Below are 22,866 nucleotides of genomic sequence, written 5' to 3'. Positions count from 1 at the left end.
GATTATTTAATGTACCCAATTTAGATTTAGATCACCGACTTCTTCAAGAAGTCAGTGATCTTATCTATTAATTGATCAATTTCTGATATTAGTGTTAGATAATGTACACTCACTCTAATACAACTGGGATGGGCAATAGTTCTAGTTAAAATGTTTTGCGATTCTAAGAAACTGACTAACTTAGCATGAGGTTGATCATTTGTCAGTTGAAAGGACACTAAACCACTTTCTGGAGGTGAATTTTTTAAACATTTGATATCAGGTAAACTATTTAATTTCTCCCATAAATATGCCGCATTATCACATATTTGTTTATATCTTGCTGTTGCTGTTCCCCATTGTTCATGAACAGCGATCGCACTTTTTAATCCCATATACAATGCATTTGATAATGTTGATACCTCATATTTTCGACCATCCGGTTGCCAATCTATAGGTTGTGCTTGACTATTGGTAATTACTCCATTTAACCCGATAAAAGTAGGATTTAATTTTTCCCTAGCTGACTCACTCACATATAAACCTCCCACTCCCCCAGGACCACATAACCATTTATGACCTGTAAATGCGTAAAAATCCACACCTAAATCCATTAAATCTAATGGTAATACCCCCACGGACTGCGCTGCATCTATCAATAATAAAGATTCATTGTCTTTGCATAATTTAGCAATTTTGTCAATAGGTAGAACTTGTCCAGTATTCCATAAAACATGACTTAGTATTACTAATCGAGTATTAGGGCGTATATTTTCAATAATTACACTGATAGGATCGCCAAAATTTAAGGTAGCCATTATCGGACAGGTACTTACTTCTACTCCAAACCTACGACTAACTTCTTGAGTAGCAGCAATAACTCCAGGATGTTCACAGTCAGAAATGAGAATGTGATCTTCCGGTTGCCAGTCAATACCCCAGATCGCAATGTTACAACCAACAGTTACATTGCCAGTGAGAGTAATTGTATTGCTAGGAACATTTAATACAGAAGCGATAGACTCTCGACAACTTTGCATCTGTGGAGATATCCAGCGATAGGTTTCATTACTAAAAGGTCCAATATTTTGGATAGATGTCTCAGTTTCAATGATCGCATCTAAGGCAGACTGAGGTAAAGGACCTTGTCCACCATAATTAAAATAAACCTTATTAGCTAAAGCGGGAAATTGGGAACGGTGAAGATACAATTGATTCATAGTTTATGTGAAAATCTAAATTTGATATATAATGCTAAATCATTTGTGGACAAAAAAGATCACCTACTTCTCTTTTTATCTTGTATCTATTACAGCAGATTTCTTTGTTATGAGGTACAGTCTAATCTTGTTGGTTTTTTAATTCTACCTTCTGTCTTAAAATAAGGTCTCCCTCATGACATAGGGAAGTGCTGTATCAATTAATGTTAGAAGTTAAGTATCTCAAGTTGACAAAATTAAATTTACCATAAAAAACCACATACAAAAACTATGAATTGGTGGAACAGACTACAAAAAAATACCTTAGCAAAATTTGGAGCAATATTACTAATATTTTTCTATTTTATAGTAATATTAGCCGATTTTGTCGCTCCTTATGACCCCTACGACTCACAAATGAATGGTTCATTATTACCTCCTACCAGCATTCATTGGGTTGCACCATCAGGGCAGTTTATTGGACCTCATATATATCCTACCACCCAAGGAAAAACAAGTTTAGAAACTGGAGAAAGAAAATTAGTTGTGGACCAAACCAAACCCACAGCTTTAAAATTATTTGTAGCAGGTTCAGAATATGAATTATTTAAACTAACTCTTTCATTACCTCCCCAATGGAAAGAAGTGACAATTATTCCAGGAATTAAATTGAACTGGCATTTATTTGGTACAGAAAATAAAGATGTAAAATTCAATATTTTAGGCACAGATGAACAAGGAAGAGATCAATTTAGTCGCTTATTGTATGGTGGTAGACTGAGTATGTTTATAGGCATTTTTGGGATTATTATTACCTATCCCATCGCCCTATTTATTGGTGGAATTTCTGGCTATTTTGGGGGCATAATTGATAAAATAATTATGACCATTTCTGAAGTATTGATGACTTTTCCTAGTATTTATCTATTAGTAGCAATTTCAGGAATATTAAGCACAAAATTAACTAGTAGTCAGAGATTTTTGTTAATTGTTTTAATCACATCTTTTATTAGTTGGGCAGGTTTAGCTAGAGTAATTCGTGGTCAAGTTTTATCAATAAAAGAACGGGAATTTGTGCAAGCAGCAAGGGCAATGGGGGCAACTCCGATCTATATTATTGTTAACCATGTGTTGCCACAAACTGCTAGTTACATTATTATTTCTGCTACGTTAACTATACCTAGTTTTATTGGTGCAGAAGCCGTATTAAGTTTAATTGGGTTAGGTATTCAACAACCCGATCCTTCCTGGGGAAATATGCTTTCTTTAGCTAGTAACGCTTCTATTTTAGTATTACAACCTTGGTTAATTTGGCCACCCGCAATTTTAATTATTCTCACGGTATTGGCTTTTAATTTATTAGGAGATGGTTTAAGAGATGCTTTAGATCCGCGTAATTTAGAAAGATAGCTAATAACCCAAAAATTGCCTAGTTGGGCTTCAGCCCTCATGGCACTAAAGCGCTACTACGGCCTGACTCCTCAAACAAAAAGACCAGCCTTCCCAGGGGCTGGTCGCCAAAAAAACGTTGTTCGCTTTGTCTTCTCAGTAGAGTCAAAACCAAATTGCACGTTCCCAAAATGTAACGGGCAACTTTTCTTAACAAGATTGTAACAGTAAGTACAATTTTTTTATAAAAAAATTATAAAAAATATCTTTCTTTAGATCAGTAGTATTTATGTTTTAGGAGTGATGTAGGTGAAATTTACAGCACATTCCATCTACATGAGGTACACTATGAACACAGCAAGATGCCTGTGTTACAAGGGTTTTATCATTAACATCTGTACCTCATAATAACGGAAACTGCTGTATTAACGCTAATCAGGTTAATATGTATATTCTAAGTATATCAATGGGATAACATGGTGATCAAACCTCAACAACGCAAAAAGTACATCGTGGATGAGTTGCTAGAAGGTATTACTCCTGATATTTCCATCCTGAATTTGATACTTGTGATCTTGTAGGAAATGAAAATTGGGAATATTAAGACTTAATATTTATCAGTCACAATTAATAACTTATAAACCAAAATCTATGAAATAAAGCAAAAAATAAAGCAAAAAACAAAGCTATTAAAATCTTAATTTTCAATTATCAATTGTCCCCGGTTTACCCCAAATAATTTTTTCTTGCTTATATACAACTAATCCTGGTTTAGTACCTTTCGGTTTATATACTCTGTTTGGTTGTGTATAAACAACTGGTACTTGTTCGCTTTGACGGGCGCGACTAAAATAAGCCGCTAAATTTGCTGTATATTCTAAATCAGCCTCCTCCGCAGCTTTACCAGGTTCTAAGCGTAATAATACATGACTACCAGGAATTTCTTGGGCATGAAACCATAAATCATAATCACCCGCCACACGAAATGTGAGATAATCATTTTGATTATTATTGCGACCAATTAATATCTCAAAACCGCTAGGACTGCGGTAACGATGAAAATTTGTAGTAGGATTATTATTGGTTTGACGACGATATTCTACATCTTGTAAATACTTTTCTTCTATTAGTTCATTCCTAATTTCTTCTAATGCTTGTAAGTCTTCTGGTGTATGATAATTGTCAAGTTGAGAAATACTAGCTTCTACCTGTTCTAAATAATTAATTTCTGTCTGTACTGCTAACAATAATGGTTCTACTGCATTTCTGGCACGTTTTAATTTTTGGTGTTGTTTATAAAGATATTGGGCATTTTGTACAGCATTTTTATCTGGTTGTAAAGCGATCGCTATTAGTTCTCCTGTTTCAAAGTCTGCTAAACTAATTTCCTTCATTCCTGGTTGCCATTGCGATAAATTAGCCATTAATAAATCTGCTTTTTGACGATATTCGTCCGCCATATCTGACTGTGCTAATCTATTTTTAAAAGTATCAGCCTTAATGGTTAATTTTGCGAGAATATTCTTTAATTTTTGTAATAGTTGATGTCTTAATTGTGCAAATAATTGTTGATTAATTTGATCTCGATAATAATTATTTAACAATACCTGAACATTCTGAGTAGGTTGAATAATTCCCCACCCCATAACATTATAACCGTTAGCCGTCCAACCAGGTTGAAAATTACCATTTTCTAAAGTTGTTAACCAATATTGCCAACATTTATATAAATTTTGCCAATCATTTGCAGTTAAATTTGTAGTATGTTCATCAGGGGAAATATTAGCAGTAAATAACATTGAATCTAATAAAGCCGCACTCAAACCACTATAATTTTTTAATAGTTGTTTTTTAATAGTACCAGGAATTAAACTCACTCGTTCTTGCCAACGTTCTAAAGATTCATGTAAACTAGGAATTTGATTAGTTAATTTTGGTGGAGTTTGATATAATTGACCAGTTTGAATAGGGCGGACACTCGACTGTTGAGAACTTACTTGATGGGCAGCAGTGATAATATTATTATGGGCATCTGTGAGAATCACATTACTATATTTACCCATAATTTCCGCATACAAATGATAAACTGCTTCCTCCCCAGGACGACGGGCAAATTTTAAATCAATGACCCTTTCCCAAGGACAAATAAAATCAATGTCTGTTAAAGCTAAACCTCCTAATTGATGTACTAATTGTTGACTAAAAGTGAAAGTATCAGGAATACGAGGAGGAGGATCAGCAATACAAATATGTGCTGCTTGGGGATGCCAAGAAATTTGTAACCAGTCGCGCTTTGTAATAGTACGTAAAGCAATGGCAATAGTACAGCGATCGCGTTGAAATACCTGTTCTGCGCGTGCTGGGAGCCAATTGGCGCGAATTTCGCCACAAGTAGCAGTTAAAGTAGTAAAATCGAGGGGTTGCAAAATAATTAATCTCGTTGATAATCTAGGTTGGATCAGATATTGTACTTTTAATATGGATCATGGATGCAAGCAAAATGCTTGCAATAGTTTTTACTCCTTTGTTAGTAAGTTGGAATAACTTTCATAAAGCGGTATATTAGGAAGGGAATGAGCTAAGGATATAGCAGCGCCAATGAATCCTTGGAATAGGGGATGGGGGGTATTGGGACGAGATTGAAATTCTGGATGAAATTGACAAGCTATAAAAAATGGATGTTTAGAATATTCCACTATTTCTACTAGTCTACCATCAGGTGATGTACCACTGATCAAATAACCGGATTCTAATAACTGTTGACGATAGAGATTATTAAATTCATAGCGATGACGATGACGTTCATAAATCACTTCTTCTTGATATAGTTTAAATGCTAAACTATTAGGCAATAAGCGACAAGGATATAATCCTAACCGCATTGTTCCTCCTAAATCAACCACATCCTGTTGTTCTGGTAATAAGTTAATGACTGGGTAATTGGTATAGGGATCAAATTCTGCACTGTTAGCATTATGTAATCCTGCTACATTTCTTGCCCATTCTATTACAGAACATTGCATTCCTAAACATAAGCCTAAAAACGGAATTTGGCGATCGCGTGCATATTTAATCGCCGCAATTTTCCCATCTATACCCCTATTACCAAACCCACCAGGAACAATAATACCATCTACCCCCGCCAAATAATTTTCTGGTGGTTCAGCTTCCAATAGTTCCGAATTTACCCACCGAATACGTAAATCTCCATCGGTAGCAATAGCAGCATGGCGTAATGCTTCCACTACGGATAAATAGGCATCACTTAACCGGACATATTTACCAACAATGGCAATTTCAATACTATATTTGGGATTATATAGTTTTTGTACCATATTTTCCCATTTATTCAGGTCTGGCTTGCGCTGTTCCATGTGTAATAATTCTAAAACCTGTTCCGCTAAACCTTCTTTTTCCAAGGTTAGGGGAACTTCATAGATACTCCGGGCATCTTCGGAACTAATGACGCATTCTACCTGGACATCGCAAAATTCTGATAATTTTTGTTTCAAACCTACAGGTATGGGGCGATCGCTGCGACAAACTAAAATATCGGGTTGAATGCCAATAGAACGTAATTCTTTAACAGAATGTTGCGTAGGTTTAGTTTTCATTTCCCCTGCTGCATTAATCCAGGGTAACAGAGTAACGTGCAGATACAAAACATTCTGCCTACCTACTTCCTTCCGCAACTGTCTAATAGCTTCTAAAAATGGCAGAGACTCAATATCACCCACAGTACCACCAATTTCCGTAATAACTGCTGCCGGATTGGCTTCCTTTGCCACCCTAAGTATGCGATCCTTAATTTCATTGGTAATGTGGGGGATCACCTGAACAGTACCACCATTATAATCTCCGCGACGCTCTTTATTAATAACTGATTGATAAATCAAACCAGTGGTAACGCTATTTAAACGAGACATAGAAGTATCTGTAAACCGTTCATAATGTCCCAGATCCAAATCCGTTTCTGCGCCATCTTGGGTAACAAATACTTCCCCATGCTGAAAAGGACTCATAGTGCCTGGATCAACATTAATATAAGGATCAAGTTTGAGAATGGAGACAGAATAATCTCGTGATTTGAGTAATCTTCCCAAACTTGCTGCTACAATGCCTTTACCGATACTAGAGACAACGCCTCCAGTTACAAAAATAAACTTAGTCATATTAGTTTCAATTTTTAGCAACTTCTACAAATCTGTCCCGTCTTGTTAAGAATGAAGTGTTAAGTACAAAGTGACAATTATTGACAATTTTGGTTTGATGAGCAAACCTGTAACTGTGATCATAGATATTTATAGCAGTGAACAAATTATATATTCTGATTCATCTGAAAACCGCTATTTTTAAGGTAAAATTGACAGATAATTCACTGATTAGATAAAGTATATTATTAATTATCAATTATCAATTATCAATTATCAATTATCAATTACCAGTTACCAAGTTGCAAATTTTACCGTGAAAACACTGTTTAGCTTAATTATAGCTAGTTCTTTTTTTACCTCCTCTGTAGCATCAGCGCGAGAAACTCTCGTTGTAGTTTTTCCTCCCAATAACCATCAAACCAGTACAGAAAAAATCTTTTTTCTCGGTACAGCACCATCTTCAGGGCAAGTTACTATCAATGGTAAAGCAGTTAAACGCAGTCAAAGTGGACATTTTGCTCCTAGTTTGCCATTAAAATTGGGAGAAAATATATTTATAGTTCGTTACCAAAACCAAGAGCGTCAGATTAAAGTCATCAGATCATCTAATGTACCGCAGTTCCCTTCAGAATTAGGTTTTGCGGCTAATTCCTTAACTCCTGCTCAAGATATTGCTAGACTACCTGGAGAATTGATTTGTTTTAGTGCTATAGCACCTCCACAAGCTCAAGTAACAGTGCAGTTAGCCAATCAAACCATTAATCTTACTCCTCAACCTGCTCACTTTGAACTACCGCAAAATTCCAGTGTGCTGACGGGGAAAAACAGACCAACTGTTTCTATTTTTAACAATTATCAGGGTTGTACAACAGTTACACAGATTGCTGATTTAGGAAAACCTCAATTTACTTTAACTTTGAATAGTCAAACAATAACTCAAACTGGTACTGGGAAAATAACTATTCTGTCTCCTGCTGCCTTACCAGTTGCAGAAGTAACATCAGAATTATGCACTACCCGTACAGGTCCAAGTACCGATTATTCTCGACTTTCACCCTTACCAAAGGGAACTAGAGCCACTATTAATGGTAAAGAAGGGGATTGGCTGCGTTTAGATTATGGTGTATGGATTAATAGCAAAGAATTGAAAATTTTAAATGGTGCAGTTCCTCCTCAAAGTATAATTCGTAGTGTAAGTTATCTTAAGCAACAGAAAAACACAGAAATACTATTTCCTTTACAAGCTCCTGTACCCGTAAGTGTGACACAGGATCATAACTCTTTCACTCTTACTCTCTATAATACCACTGCTCAAACAGATACTATTCGTTTGGATGATCATCCCTTGATTTCTCGCTTAGATTGGCAGCAAATTAGCCCTGGACGAGTCGAATATAGGTTTAACTTCAAAAAGTCCCAACAATGGGGATATAAGCTAAAATACGACAATACAACGTTAATTTTAACGTTACGTCATGCACCGGAAATAGTCAATAAAAATAAGTTGCCTTTATCTGGTATTAAAATCTTACTTGATCCTGGTCATGGTGGTAAAGAATCTGGAGCAACGGGACCGAATAGATATTTAGAGAAAGATGCAAATCTACTAGTGTCTAAATTATTGCGAGATGAGTTAGTCAAAAAAGGTGCAAAAGTAGTCATGACGAGGGAAGATGATCGAGATGTGTCATTATTAGAACGTCAACAAATTATTAATAAAGAAGAACCAGCGATCGCGTTATCTATTCATTATAATTCCTTGCCTGATAATGGAGATGCAGAAAATACCCAAGGATTTGGAGCTTTTTGGTATCATGCTCAAAGTCATAATTTAGCAGTATTTTTGCATAATTATGTGGTGCAGAAACTTAAACAACCTTCCTATGGAGTATATTGGAATAATTTAGCATTAACTCGTCCTTATGTTGCTCCTGCGGTATTATTAGAATTGGGGTTTATGAGTAATCCTGAAGAATTTGAGAAAATTGTTAATCCGCAAGTACAAAAGAAAATGGCCAAGACTTTAGCAGAGGGAATAACAGAGTGGTTTAAAACTAATAATAAATAGTGCAATCAATCAGATACCGGACTTCTTAAAGAAGTCCGGTATCTTGTCATTCATAGTTTATCAGAATTTTCGCAACCGTTAAAATTATTTCATCAAACATTTCATTTGTGTTTTGTCATTGTTTTATATTAATGATAATGCCAATTTGGCTTGAATAGATAATTAAAGATTTGATAAAAATTTAATAACGAGCAGTTTTCCAAATATTTATTTTCTGATTTTCGATTTTTGGAAATTCTCAAATATTCAATTATCACAATCTTGACAAGATTCACATATTGTGTTTTATAGTTGATGTTTTAATGATGTATATTGTTGATTATTTGCAGAAATTTCACAAACAAAAAGTAACACCATTTTAAATAGAGAGTATTGGTTAGAGTTCAGCCTTTTTGCAGATATTTCTAGGAATGAATATGTTACTATCTTGGAAGAAGCAAATGGAAAGAATCATCAATCAACTGTTAAGTAAATTAAGTAAATTAAGGAATAGACATTGGCTAATATTGGATATAGTAATTTTTGCAATTACACCATTTTTGTCCTTGCTATTGACTTATAATCATCAAGTGCAACTACAGGAATATAGTGTTTATTTAGGAATGATTACTGCTTTGTTTCTAGCAATTAAATTAATGTTATTTTGGAGGTGTGGTTTTTATAAGCGTTATTGGCATTATGCCAGTATAGAAGAAATAATGTACATAGTTATATTATTTTCTGCTACTGTAATTATAGAAACAATCATATTGAGTTTTTTGGCTAAACCATTAAATTCAATATTAGATAAATTGCCAGGTTCCTTACTAATTATTGAAGGGTTAATTTCCTGTAGTTTGGTGATATTATTAAGGTTTAGTTGGCGGCTTTTAGAAAGAATAATTATCAGACAATCGAATTTTCATGATAAAGAAAGAGCGTTAATTATTGGTGCGGGATCAGCAGGAATAACCTTAGTAGAAGATATGCAGAGAAATCCGAGATTTGGATTTAAACCAGTGGGTTTTATTGATGATGATCGGCGTAAATTGCATATACATATTAGGGGGATTCCAGTATTAGGCGATCGCTATAAAATACCTGAAGTTGTAGAATCATTAAAGATTAATAAAATTATCATTTCTATGCCTTCGGTATCAGGAAAAGAGATTAAAGAAATAGTCAATATATGTCAAGGAACAGGAATAAAAACCAGTACCTTGCCAGGACTACAAGAGATGATCAATGATCAGATCAAAGTCCATAGTATTAGAGATATCAGAATTGAGGATCTACTAAGAAGAGAACCTATCGAAATAGATATTGACAAGGTATCTCGATTTTTGGAAAATAAGACAGTATTAATTACAGGTTCAGGAGGATCAATAGGGAGTGAACTTTGCCGTCAAATCTTGCAATGTCAACCCAAGAATATTATATTAGTGGGACATGGAGAAAATTCTGTTTTTAACATTCAGCAAGAGTTAGAACAACTGATTAAAAATCTCCATGAGAGTCATAAATTACGGAGAAATAAACTGAATATTTCTGCTTTTATTGCTGATATTAGAGTTTATTCTCGACTGGAACAAATATTTGATAAATGTCAACCGGATATAATTTTCCATGCTGCTGCCCATAAGCACGTTCCCTTAATGGAATTAAATCCTACGGAAGCAATTACGAATAATGTGAGAGGAACTAAAAATTTATTGGCCATAGCCATAAAATATAACATCAAGCATTTCGTAATGATTTCCACAGATAAGGCAGTGAATCCTACTAATATTATGGGAGCGAGTAAAAGAGTAGCAGAAATGTTAGTGTTACAAGCTGCCAAAGACACAGGAAATAATTATGTGGCGGTAAGATTTGGTAATGTTTTAGGCAGTCGAGGTAGTGTAGTTCCCACATTTAAAAAACAGATTGAAGTAGGAGGACCAATAACAGTTACCCATCCAGATATTACGCGATATTTTATGACTATTCCTGAAGCAGTGCAGTTAGTTTTGCAAGCCTCGGTTATGGGACATAGTGGGGAAATATTGATGTTAAATATGGGTAAACCTGTGAAAATTGTAGATTTAGCTAAGGAGTTAATTAGGTTATCGGGATATGAGGTTAATAAGGATATTGAGATAGTATTTACTAAGTTAAGGCCGGGGGAAAAGTTATTTGAAGAGTTGTTTGTTGAGGGGGAGGAATATGAAAAGACAGAGCATGAGAAATTGTTAATTGTGAAAAATGCCAGTCAGGTAATTCCTGAGAATTTGGGGGCGAAGGTGGAGATTTTGTTGCGAGTAGCAGGGAAAAATGATGCCAATTTAATTAAGTTTTTGTTGGAACAGTTGGTATTGGGATATAAGCCGGAATATTTAGTAAGTAATAATTTGTTAGAGGTTAATAAATTTGATAATCATACATCAAATACGCCAGTAAATATTTTGGGAAATATAGAATCACAAAGTGCATAACTAGATTATTGTTTTTGGTTTTGCTCTGTTTATCATACTCTTTATGTAATGGTCAAAAAATATGCAATTAAATCCTGCTAAAAGTAGATTGGATAAATTGGATCGAGAATATTTACAAACACCAAAACCAAAATCTTTATCTTCTTTCAAAGAAATAGTTAAGAAATTTGTGAGAAGGAAGTCTGATTGGTCAATTGGTATTTATACAGGTGATTCACCGTTTAATTTAAGTTCTCCAGAGAATATCAAAAATCCGGTTTTGACAGCTAAAGATGTGACTGATGTACCAGCAGATTTTGTCGCTGATCCATTTATGGTTTGTGAAAATGGGATTTGGTATATGTTTTTTGAGGTATTGAATAGTTTGAATAATAAAGGAGAAATAGGACTAGCAACTAGTAAGGATGGGTTTAATTGGCATTACCAGCAAATAGTAATGAGGGAGGATTTTCACTTATCTTATCCTTATGTATTCAAATTTAAAAATGAATACTATATGATTCCAGAGAGTTTTCAATCAAGTTCTGTTCGTTTGTATATAGCTACTGATTTTCCAACACAATGGTCATTTGTAACAAATTTACTCGATCAAAGTGAGTTTGCAGATTCTTCTATTTTTCAACACAATGATATGTGGTGGCTGTTGACAACAACATCGAAAGACAGGAATATTTTACGTCTCTTCTATTCCCAACAGTTGATTGGTCTCTGGATTGAACATATTAAAAGTCCTGTCATAGAGGAAAATAAAAAGATAGCAAGATCGGCAGGTAGAATTGTATTACTTGATGGCAAAATCATTAGATATACACAAGATTGTGAGCGTATTTATGGTAGTCAAGTTAGAGCATTTGAAATCACTGATTTAACAACGACAAATTACCAAGAGAAAGAATTCCAAGAGAATCCAATTATTAAGGCAAGTGGATCAGGTTGGAATAAAACAGGAATGCACCATATTGATCCTCATAAAATTGACGAAAATAAATGGATAGCTTGTGTGGATGGAAATAATTCTCGATTAGTCTTTGTAACTAAATCCAATACTGATACTTTGATTAAAAGTGCTTATTAACCAGGGCGTTTTTATTCTCCAAAATTGCGATGCCTACGGCGAGCGTAGCTATCGCGAGAACCTTTTGACCATCAATATTTGGGCTTGTTTTTCATATTAATTAATCAAAAATTAGGAAAAAAAGCCTCTATTGACCTGTGGGAAAGGATTTTGGGGAAATGATTTTCCAATTTACCCCCAACTTTGAAAACGCCCTGCTTATTAACTACTAAAAATATGAAATTAGATTTAGACATTGATAATAAAGCCCAAATATATAGTGTGAATTTCAGCCATTAAGCTATGATTTTCTCTTGATACATTGACGCTCGACAAAAAAATTATCTTCCTATAAGAAAGCCCCATGAAAAATTGGCAATCAAAAACTTTATTTAATTACTGGAAAAAGTTGACAAGCGGCTCTATAAATCGCCAAATTTTTGGTGCATCTGTTACGGTCGCTTTCATGACAGCACTTGTAAAAATAGTCTCCGTATTAAAAGAGCTAGTAATTGCATGGAGATTTGGTATTGAGGATAAATTGGATGCCTTTTTAATAGCATGGTTAGTTCCAGATATAATCCTTAATGTTATTGCTTATTCATTTAATTCGGCACTGATTCCTACCTATATTAAGGTACGAGAGCAAGATGGTATGAAAGCTGCCAAAAAGCTTTTTCATGGAGCGAGTATTTTAAGTTTTTTCATACTAATGATAACCATAACCATTCTCATAATTACTGCTCCTATTTATCTACCCATAATTGCATCAGGATTCAGTCATGACAAGTTACATCTTACATTTTCTCTCCTTCGCGTTATTGCACCAATTATTTTGATATCCGGAATAGTAAGCACTTGGTCTGCTGTTTTGAATGCAGAAGAAAGTTTTGCTTTAGCAGCTATTGTTCCCATTATTGGAAACATCATAGGAATATTCCTACTCTTCTTCTTTAAAGACTGGGGAATTTATTCCCTAGTAGCAGGGTTTCTTGTCAGTCCATTAATAGATATGTTTTTCATAGCAATAGCACTGAAACGACGCAATATATCTGTGCTTCCTAAATGGTATGGATTTGACGATCACCTCAAACAGGTAGTCAGCCAGTATGCACCAATGATTATTGCGGCGTTTATAATTTGTAGTGCCGGTCTAGTAGATAAATCTATGGCAGCTATGCTGTCACCTGGAAGTGTCTCATCATTAAACTATGCTAACAGACTGATAGCCTCGCCAATTAGCTTAATTAGTATTGCGTTAAGTACCGCTGTAGTTCCTTACTTTTCCAAAATGATTGCTAATGAAAATTGGTTAGAATTACGGCGTACTTTTGAGCAATATACAAAGGCGATAGTTATAACTACATTACCAATAACAATATTTTTTTTATTTTCATCACAATTAATAGTTAAGATATTTTTTGAAAGAGGTTCATTTACAGCCCAAGATACAAATGATGTAGCTCAGATACAAGCACTATACGCTTTGCAAATACCGTTTTATATCATCAATATATTGTCTATTAGATTAATTACAGCTATGAAATCAAATCAAATCCTAATATATTTTTTTGGTTCCAATTTAATAATTAATATAGGATTGAATTATCTTTTTATCCAATGGATTGGAATTAAAGGTATAGCACTTTCTACTAGTTGTATGTATCTATTTTCTTCCTTGGCTATGCTTTCAATGGCAAGAAGAAAAATCCATCAGCAAATATGTGCAGAAAATTAAAACTTATATGAAAATTTGACTACATATTCCTTTGATGCCATTTTCTCCTCTTAATTACACAAGCATTATGAATACAAGACCTATTGCTTTCTTTCTTCCAACTTTGCATGGTGGTGGTGCTGAACGAGTAGTAATAAATTTGCTTAAAGGAATGTCAAGTTACAATATACCCCTAGACTTGATTGTAGCTACTACTGATGGTCCTTATTTAAACCAAGTTCCCTCTCAAGTGCGTGTAATTAATTTGGCAACAGGACGAGTTATTAAAGCTATTTTACCTTTATCGAAATACTTGCAAAATAATAAACCAATTGCGATAATATCACACATGAATCATGCAAATATAGTAGCAGTTTTAGCTAAAAAGATTGGAGGCACGGAAACAAAACTAATCTTAGTAGAACACAATACTTTATCATTTAGCAAGTCAAATTCAATTCGAGCTAAATTTTTGCCACCATTAATGAAATTGCTTTATCCTGTTGCAGACGTAATAGTAGGTGTTTCTAAAGGTGTAGCAGAAGATTTAGAGTCTCAACTTGCTCTGGAAAAAGGAAAAGTGAATGTTATCTATAATCCAGTTATTGACGATGAATTAATTGCTAAAGCAAAGACTCCTCTAGAGCATCCTTGGTTTGAAAAAGGATGTCCGCCTGTATTTTTGGCTGTGGGACGGTTAACAGCGCAAAAAGATTTTTTGACTTTAATTAAAGCTTTTGGACTTTTAAGAAAACAAAAACTAGCTAGATTAATTATTTTAGGTGAAGGAGAACAACGGACTGAATTAGAGGCAATGATTCGTAAGCTAGGGATTTCTGAAAATGTTTCAATGCCTGGATTTGTAGATAATCCTTATGCATATATGTCGAGAGGAAGTGCCTTTGTACTGTCCTCACGCTGGGAAGGATTACCAACTGTATTGATTGAAGCGATGGCTTGTGGTTGTCCTGTGATTGCCACAGACTGTCCTAGTGGACCACGAGAAATTCTAGAAGCAGGAAAATATGGGACTTTGGTTCCGGTTGGAAATGAGATAGCAATATCTGCTGCAATGTTAGATATATTAGATAGTTCTGTAAATGTGGATGTATTAGTACGAAAAACAATGGATTTTTCTGTTGAACAGGCAAATTCTAAATATTTATCGCTATTAGGCTATAGTATTCCTATGTGATATGCAAAATTAATAGTATTTTTACACTAATATCTAAACTAAATTTAAGTTATGAATATGATGACCACTTTAACTAAACAAAAATCACTACGTTTATATTATCAATCTGCCTTGGCAGTAGGTGCTATCTCTATTTTTTTTACAGATTTGCATTTATATCTAAACAGTGCTCGATATATTTCATTTTCTCCAGCATTATTTATTGCAGTTTTTGGTATTGCTTCTATACCCTTATTTCTATCCACAATTAAATTATTGCCAATGTATTTAATTAATTGGTGTATTTTGTATATTTCAGTTTCATTAATATCATTTATATCCTCTGATCATAGTGAAATAGTATTAATAGAATTGCAAACACGCTTGTTCTCAGTTGTATTTTTGATAATAATGTCTATAATTTTTAGAGGTAATATTCTAATTTCATTTTTCGCTAGATGGACAGTTTTAATTGTCACTATAATTAATGTAATAAATAATTTTATTGAACTACTAAATCCATCGATTTTTGCCGAATTAAATGATACATATCGTCCATCTGGATTCTATGTAGATCCTAATAAATCAGGTTGTGCCTTGATGCTTGGCATGATTTTTAGTATAACTTTATTGCCGCAAAAATATCGAATACCTTTTAGTTTATTAACTGGTGTAGGTATTATCCTAACCTTCTCACGGGGAGCTATTATAAGTTGGTTAAGCGTAATAATGATATTGATAATACAAAGAAAAATTGCTATTAAACAATTATTAATTTTTGGTATAATTACTGGAGCAATTATTTTATTGATGGGGAGCATTGGAAGTGTATTTTTAAATACAGGAGTATTAGAAGACATTATATCAAGTAATAATAACATAAATGGTAGACTGGCTTGGTTGCAAGACCCTTCATCTAGTGATTCTAATAGCGATATTTCTCGTTTGCTAGTGGTTGAATTTGCCTTGCAAAAATTTGCAGAAAATCCCTTCCTTGGTAATGGAATTGCTTACACTCAAGAGTGGGGTGAAATTCGCACCCACAATATGTACTTGTTGTTGATAGTTGAACATGGTTTTTTAGCTGTATTACTGATGCCTCTATTAATTTTGGCAGTAACCCACAGTCCTAAAATTAAAACTAAAGATATTGCATTTACTTTTGCTTTCTTTATTATGCTCTGGGGTATATTTAGCCATAGAGTTTTTGAGGAACGCTACATCCTAATAATGTTTTCATTAATGTCTGCAATAAATATGAATAGCCAATTAAAACCACCCCCTTTCCACCCGAAGATATAGATCGACTCGAATTTTTGATTTTCTAAATATAGAGATCAATAGGAGTTATAGTCACGTTAGGTGGCGATAGGGGAATAATCCATGCTCTTTGATCAGGATGGAAGTAAACTTCAAAAAAACAGAAAAAATCATGAAAATTGTTTACGTTAGCACGGGACTTGGCACAGGTGGCGCTCAAATCATGCTCTATCATTTGTTATCTAGAATCAACCGCGAGCGCTTTAGTCCAGTAGTGATTTCCTTAATGGATCATGGGATTATTGGCGATCGCATCGCTGCCTTGGGTATTCCTATCTATACTATTGGCATGAAACAAGGAAAACCGACACTGGCTAGTATTTGGCAACTAGCTCACACCATCCGCGAAATTAATCCCGATCTGATTCAAGGTTGGATGTATCACGGTAATCTAGCCGCACAATTAGCTAATATTGTTTTTATCGGTCAAAAACCTATTTTATGGGGAATCCATCATTCAATCACAGCTTTAAAATCAGAAACAAAACTCACCCAACTGCTCATTAAATTAGGGGGATTTTTATCTCCTTATGTAGCGAAAATAATTTTTGTTTCTAAAAATAGTAAAGTCCAGCACGAAGCCTTAAATTATAGCATTGACAAAACCTGCGTAATTGCTAATGGATTTGATACCGATTTATTTAAACCATCACAGCAAGCTCGTTCTAACATCAGAGAGGAACTTAGTTTAGATCAAGAGGCTGTTTTGATTGGGTTAATTTGTCGTTATCATCCCATGAAAGACCATAATAATTTCCTCCAAGCAGCTGCATTGTTGTTAAAAAAATACCCAAACATCTACTTTATTTTAGCGGGGAATAATGTTGATAAAAATAATGATAATTTATATCAATTAATTCAGGAATTAGGCATTGTCGAGCGTGTTTATCTATTAGGAGAAAGTAGCGATATGCCCCAATTAACAGCAGCGTTAGATATCGCTACCTCGGCTTCTGCTTACGGTGAAGCATTTCCCTTAGTCGTCGGAGAAGCAATGTCCTGTGGCGTACCTTGTGTCGTTACAGATGTGGGTGATTCCGCCTGGATTGTTGATAACACAGGAAAAGTTGTCACACCACGTAATTCACAGGCATTAGCTGAGGCTTGGCAAGAGCTAATTGTCATGACTTTAGATAAGAGACAGGCTTTAGGAAAAGCAGCACGACAAAGAATTATTGAATGCTTTTCTTTAGACTCTATTGTAGCTCAATATGAGGCATTGTATGAAACTATTCTGGATAAATGAAGTCAATATAAAATCTGACATTCAATTTCATACAAGAGGTTTAATTTACTGCCAATGAAAATATTGCGTAAATTTATATTAGACATAATTTGTCATTTTGGCGGTAATTAACAAATAAAATTTGCTAACTTAAATCATAGATGATCAAAACAGTCATCTTTACAGAATATGCAAATTAACATCAATATTTGGAAAAAAATTGAATGCTTGTTTGATTGCATCTAACAAATTAAAGATATTTTATTTAGAAAAAATATGAACAGTAAAATTGGAGTCATTGGTCTTGGCTACGTTGGTTTACCTGTGGCTTTAGCAATTGCCAAAAAATTTCCCAATAGCATTGGTTTTGATATCAATAAACAAAAAATTACCGCCCTAAACCAAGGAATAGATTCCACCGGCGAAGTTTCCAGTGATGACCTCAAAAATACATCTCTAAAAATTACTTGTGACACAGTTGATTTAGCTGATTGCAACTTCTTTATTGTCTCAGTCCCCACACCAATTGACGATAACCGTGTTCCCGATTTGACTCCACTAATTAAAGCCTCGGAAACTATTGGTAAAGTTCTCAAAAAAGGTGATGTAGTAGTTTATGAATCAACTGTTTACCCAGGAGTCACAGAAGAAGTTTGTGGTGCTGTTCTAGCACGGGTATCTAATTTAGAACAGGGTGTGGATTTCAAATTGGGCTATTCACCCGAACGAATTAACCCAGGTGATAAAACTCATACCTTAGAAAAGATTGTCAAAATTGTAGCAGGTGAAGACCCAGAAACATTAGAACATATCGCTAGTGTATATGGTGCTGTTGTTGATGCTGGTGTTCACCGCGCCCCATCCATCAAAGTTGCTGAGGCTGCAAAAGTCATTGAAAATACCCAACGCGATCTCAATGTTGCTTTAATGAATGAATTAGCAATAATTTGCGATCGCCTCAATATTCGTACCCGTGATGTCCTAGCGGCTGCGGGTACAAAATGGAACTTTCTCCCCTTTACACCAGGACTTGTAGGTGGTCACTGCATCGGTGTAGACCCTTACTATCTCACAGCAAAAGCTCAACAAGTGGGATATTATCCCCAAGTAATTCTTGCAGGACGACGAATTAATGACAACATGGGTCAATTCTTGGGTAGTCGTTTAGTAAAACTGCTTGTAGAAGCTAATGTCACCATCAAAAATGCGCGAGTGGGGATTTTGGGACTTACCTTTAAAGAAAATGTACCAGATTTAAGAAATAGTCGTGTTCCCGATATTATTCATGAGTTGCGACAGTTTGGAATTAAACCCTTAGTACATGACTCTTTGGCTGAAAATACTCATGCACTACATGAGTACGGTATTCAATTATCTAATTGGAAAGACCTGACATATCTCGATGCCCTAATATTAGCAGTTCCCCACCAAGAATATTTAGAAATACCAGCAGATAGACTATTTGCTCACATTCGTCCAGGTGGAATCTTCATGGATATCAAATCAATATTTGAACCTACGGACATACCAGCAAATATTCATTATTGGAGTTTATAACAGGTGAAATTATGGCGAAAATTTTAGTTACTGGTGCGGCTGGTTTTATTGGTTTTCACCTCAGTAAACGCTTACTAGAAAGAGGTGATGAAGTTGTTGGTTTGGATAATCTCAATGATTACTACGATGTAACTTTAAAAAAAGACAGACTAGACCAACTTTTAGAAAAACCAGGTTTTAGCTTTCATTTATTAGATTTAGCAGACAGGGAAAACATTCCCAAATTATTCGCTCAATCAAACTTTGATAAAGTTGTGAATTTAGCTGCCCAAGCAGGAGTTCGTTATTCATTAAAAAATCCCCATGCTTATGTAGATAGCAATTTAGTAGGATTTGTTAATATTTTAGAAGGTTGTCGACATACGAATGTCCAACATTTAGTATTTGCTTCTTCCAGTTCAGTGTACGGTGCAAATACAAAAATTCCCTTCTCCGTTCATGACAATGTAGACCATCCTGTTAGTTTGTATGCTGCCACCAAAAAAGCAAATGAATTAATGGCACATACCTACAGTAGTTTGTATGGATTGCCAGCTTCGGGATTACGCTTTTTTACAGTTTACGGTCCTTGGGGTCGCCCTGATATGGCATTATTTCTGTTTACTAAAGCAATTTTGGCAGGACAACCCATTGATGTTTTTAATTACGGTAAAATGAGGCGCGATTTCACTTACATTGATGACATTATTGAAGGTGTAATTCGTGTAGTTGATCAGGTTGTTAAGCCTAATCCTAAATGGTCGGGAAATACACCTGATCCCGCCACAAGTTATGCACCCTACAAAAATTACAATATCGGCAATAATCAACCAGTGGAATTAATGCACTTCATTGAAACCCTGGAAAATTATTTAGGAATAAAAGCAGAGAAAAATATGTTAACGATGCAAGTTGGTGATGTACCTGCTACTTATGCTGATGTTGATCAGTTAGTGGCAGATGTGGGTTTTAAACCGAATACCTCAATTGAATTGGGGATTGAACGATTTGTTAAATGGTATCGGTCATATTACCAAGTTTAAAAAAATTCATATCTTCCTATGTCACAAAAAATTAAATTACTCCACATTACTACAGTCTCAGGTACTTTTTACTTGTTTCGCGGGCAGATTGCTTACATGAAAGCACGGGGCTATGATATTCATGCTCTTGCTTCGCCTGGAGAGTGGGCTGCAAAAATTAGAGATCAAGAGAAAATTCCATTTCATACAGTCACAATGCCACGACGCATTACACCGTTCAAGGATATTGTGGCTATTGGGCAAATTTGGCAGCAAATACGCCAGATTAACCCTCTCATAGTTCATTCCCATACTCCTAAAGGTGGACTATTGGGAACTATTGCTGCTTGGTTAGCACGAGTACCTGTGCGGATTTATCATATTCGTGGATTACCTCTAATGACAGCAACGGGGTACAAGCGGATATTACTATCATGGAGTGAAAAAGTTTCCTGTTTACTCGCACATCGGGTTATTTGTGTGAGTCATTCTATCAGAGAGGTGGCAATTAATGAGGGTCTTTGTCCCCAGGAAAAGATTACCGTTTTATGTAGAGGAAGTAGTAATGGGGTTGATGCTGCGGATCACTTTAATCCCGCAAATTTAGCGTCTGACACAAGGAAAGAAGTTCGGCAAAAATATGGGATTCCTGATGATGCCATTGTGGTTGGTTTTGTGGGGCGCATTGTCCCGGATAAAGGTATTGAAGAATTGGTTATTGCCTGGAAAATTCTCCGTGGAGAGTTTCCAAATTTGCATTTACTCATAGTTGGAAACTTTGACACTCAAGATTCCATATCTACTCAAGCTCAGGAAATACTTCAAAGTGATATTCGCATCCATGCAACTGGGGGAAAATATCATACCGATACCCCACCATTGTATGCGGCGATGGATTTGTTTACTTTACCAACTTATCGTGAAGGCTTTCCTAATGTACTCTTGGAAGCTGCTGCAATGGCACTACCTGTGGTAGCTACCAAAATTCCTGGTTGTATTGATGCAGTTGAAGATGGAATTACAGGGACACTTGTACCATCCCATAATGGGTTAGCTTTAGCTCAAGGAATTAGTAGTTATTTAGTTAATTCCCAACTACGACAGCAACATGGTCTAGCTGGACGAGATCGGGTTTTGCGAGAATTTTGTCAAGAAGATATTTGGAATGCTCTACATCAGGAATACCTACAGATTTTAAAATTAAAAGGATTACCTGTTCCTAATTCCTCTCATCAGATGGAAGGGATATCACTGTAGAAGTTTTTGGCGAGGGGAAGCAGTGAAAATATCAAGTATTTTCAGGAATTATGGCTCTCCTAGAGTGGTTATGGTAATTTAACAATAATGCTTAAAACGATTATTATACAAGAATCCCATGAATCAAAAACAATAGATTTAATAAAAATTAATTTTGATTTTATTGAATTTCTTGCTACATAATGAATTGAAGTAAGCATTAAGTATTAAATAGTCATATCTAGTCTACGAGAGCCGGAATTATTTACTTCAAAAAATGTCAAAATGACAAGACTGTGAATTTTATTTTAGTTATATTTCAAGATAAAGTTTGATTTAGCAATTTTGTGATCGGAAAGCTGTTTAATAATTGAGCAATAATAGAAGAGCATCGGTTTTGAATTGGTTAAGTACCGTAACATAAAATAATCCCAAATCAATAATTTGCAATCAGCTTGTTTTTAATATCTAAAACTGCGGTGATAGTTAAAGAGGTGGTATGATGAATGAAGAATTTATGGGCTTAGAATTACTCAATTTTAGTATATTTATTAAATATTTATGTGACAGAATAATAGCAGCGATCGCCTTAATTATTCTTTCTCCTGTAATGCTAGTGATTGCGATCGCTATTTATTTAAAAATGGGTAGTCCAGTTATCTTTACCCAAGAGCGTCCCGGTAAAGATACCCATCTTTTCACCTGCTATAAGTTCCGCACAATGACAGATATGCGTGGAGCTAATGGCGAGTTATTACCTGATGCTGAACGACTGACAAATTTAGGTAAGTTTTTGCGTAAAACTAGCCTTGATGAACTTCCACAATTATGGAGTGTATTGAAAGGAGATATGTCTTTTATTGGACCTCGTCCCTTACTAGTTCAGTATTTACCATACTATTCAGAACGAGAGCGTCAGCGCCATTCAGTTCTTCCTGGAATCACTGGATTAGCCCAAATTAATGGACGGAATAAATTGCGATGGGAAGACCGACTGGAACTTGATATACAGTATGTGGAAAAACAGTCCTTAGCATTAGATATTTACATCTTGTTTATTACTGTTTGGAAAGTAGTTATCCGTAGTGGCGTTGATATTGATACAAGTTTAGAAGGTAATTTTGCTAAGTGCCGTCAACAGCAATTAGGACTGCCTATAGATTTGGATCTAAAGAACTAAACAATCAAAAAATTAGAATTGTATGATCATTACAACCCACATTCCGCACCCTCAACTGTCACAGATCAAAAAAGCCATTGAAGTAGTACATAATAACTAAAGGTCACTCAAAAATTAAGAGGCTTAATGAGAATAAATAGCATTAAAAATGAGAGGAAAC

Annotated in this window: 15 protein-coding genes; 12 read left to right on the top strand and 3 right to left on the bottom strand. The window is 35.0% G+C overall.

Going from position 1 to position 22,866, the window contains the following annotated elements:
• Positions 1 to 26: 26 nt before the first annotated feature.
• Positions 27 to 1,199 (bottom strand): aminotransferase class V-fold PLP-dependent enzyme, encoded by a 1,173-nt coding sequence (locus H6F32_RS12910; RefSeq protein WP_190369740.1) that lies wholly within the window; start codon positions 1,197 to 1,199, stop codon positions 27 to 29.
• A gap of 270 nt (positions 1,200 to 1,469) precedes the next feature.
• Between H6F32_RS12910 and H6F32_RS12905 the strand changes: the two genes are divergently transcribed.
• A complete protein-coding gene (locus H6F32_RS12905) occupies positions 1,470 to 2,588 on the top strand; it encodes an ABC transporter permease (protein ID WP_190369739.1) in 1,119 nt (372 codons plus the stop codon).
• Positions 2,589 to 3,271: 683 nt separating this feature from the next.
• Here the strand turns inward: H6F32_RS12905 and H6F32_RS12900 are convergent.
• Both H6F32_RS12900 and H6F32_RS12895 read right to left on the bottom strand, forming a co-directional pair.
• The gene (locus tag H6F32_RS12900; protein ID WP_190369738.1) at positions 3,272 to 4,993 is read right to left on the bottom strand and encodes an NFACT family protein; all 1,722 of its coding nucleotides are present in this window, start codon (positions 4,991 to 4,993) and stop codon (positions 3,272 to 3,274) included.
• A 90-nt stretch (positions 4,994 to 5,083) separates the two neighbouring features.
• Entirely contained in the window at positions 5,084 to 6,739 is a 1,656-nt protein-coding gene (locus H6F32_RS12895; RefSeq protein WP_190369737.1) for a CTP synthase, read from the bottom strand.
• A 295-nt stretch (positions 6,740 to 7,034) separates the two neighbouring features.
• Between H6F32_RS12895 and H6F32_RS12890 the strand changes: the two genes are divergently transcribed.
• The 11 genes from H6F32_RS12890 (at position 7,035) to H6F32_RS12840 (ending at position 22,706) form a co-directional block, all read left to right on the top strand.
• On the top strand, positions 7,035 to 8,789 hold the full coding sequence (locus H6F32_RS12890; RefSeq protein ID WP_190369736.1) for an N-acetylmuramoyl-L-alanine amidase: 1,755 nt from the start codon (positions 7,035 to 7,037) through the stop codon (positions 8,787 to 8,789).
• Between the two features lie 410 nt (positions 8,790 to 9,199).
• Positions 9,200 to 11,242 carry a nucleoside-diphosphate sugar epimerase/dehydratase gene (locus H6F32_RS12885; protein ID WP_190369735.1) on the top strand — a complete coding sequence of 681 codons (2,043 nt, stop codon included), beginning with the start codon at positions 9,200 to 9,202 and terminating at the stop codon, positions 11,240 to 11,242.
• 61 nt (positions 11,243 to 11,303) lie between these two features.
• The gene (locus tag H6F32_RS12880; RefSeq protein ID WP_190369734.1) at positions 11,304 to 12,317 is read left to right on the top strand and encodes a hypothetical protein; all 1,014 of its coding nucleotides are present in this window, start codon (positions 11,304 to 11,306) and stop codon (positions 12,315 to 12,317) included.
• Between the two features lie 343 nt (positions 12,318 to 12,660).
• A complete protein-coding gene (gene murJ, locus H6F32_RS12875; protein ID WP_190369733.1) occupies positions 12,661 to 14,034 on the top strand; it encodes a murein biosynthesis integral membrane protein MurJ in 1,374 nt (457 codons plus the stop codon).
• 67 nt (positions 14,035 to 14,101) lie between these two features.
• Positions 14,102 to 15,208, top strand: coding sequence for a glycosyltransferase (locus tag H6F32_RS12870; RefSeq protein ID WP_190369732.1), 1,107 nt, complete (start codon positions 14,102 to 14,104; stop codon positions 15,206 to 15,208).
• A 57-nt stretch (positions 15,209 to 15,265) separates the two neighbouring features.
• On the top strand, positions 15,266 to 16,489 hold the full coding sequence (locus H6F32_RS12865) for an O-antigen ligase (protein ID WP_190369731.1): 1,224 nt from the start codon (positions 15,266 to 15,268) through the stop codon (positions 16,487 to 16,489).
• A gap of 130 nt (positions 16,490 to 16,619) precedes the next feature.
• On the top strand, positions 16,620 to 17,753 hold the full coding sequence (locus H6F32_RS12860) for a glycosyltransferase (RefSeq protein WP_190369730.1): 1,134 nt from the start codon (positions 16,620 to 16,622) through the stop codon (positions 17,751 to 17,753).
• Between the two features lie 255 nt (positions 17,754 to 18,008).
• Positions 18,009 to 19,289 carry a nucleotide sugar dehydrogenase gene (locus H6F32_RS12855; protein WP_190369729.1) on the top strand — a complete coding sequence of 427 codons (1,281 nt, stop codon included), beginning with the start codon at positions 18,009 to 18,011 and terminating at the stop codon, positions 19,287 to 19,289.
• Between the two features lie 11 nt (positions 19,290 to 19,300).
• On the top strand, positions 19,301 to 20,311 hold the full coding sequence (locus H6F32_RS12850) for an NAD-dependent epimerase (RefSeq protein WP_199294562.1): 1,011 nt from the start codon (positions 19,301 to 19,303) through the stop codon (positions 20,309 to 20,311).
• A gap of 18 nt (positions 20,312 to 20,329) precedes the next feature.
• Positions 20,330 to 21,547, top strand: a complete 1,218-nt coding sequence (locus H6F32_RS12845; protein WP_190369728.1) for a glycosyltransferase family 4 protein — start codon at positions 20,330 to 20,332, stop codon at positions 21,545 to 21,547.
• A gap of 478 nt (positions 21,548 to 22,025) precedes the next feature.
• Complete coding sequence (locus H6F32_RS12840) at positions 22,026 to 22,706, top strand: sugar transferase (RefSeq protein ID WP_277875063.1); 681 nt, start codon at positions 22,026 to 22,028, stop codon at positions 22,704 to 22,706.
• Positions 22,707 to 22,866: the final 160 nt, after the last annotated feature.

It is taken from the genome of Anabaena sp. FACHB-1237, from assembly GCF_014696225.1.
Lineage (GTDB): Bacteria > Cyanobacteriota > Cyanobacteriia > Cyanobacteriales > Nostocaceae > FACHB-1237.
This window is presented reverse-complemented; position numbering and strand designations above follow the sequence as displayed.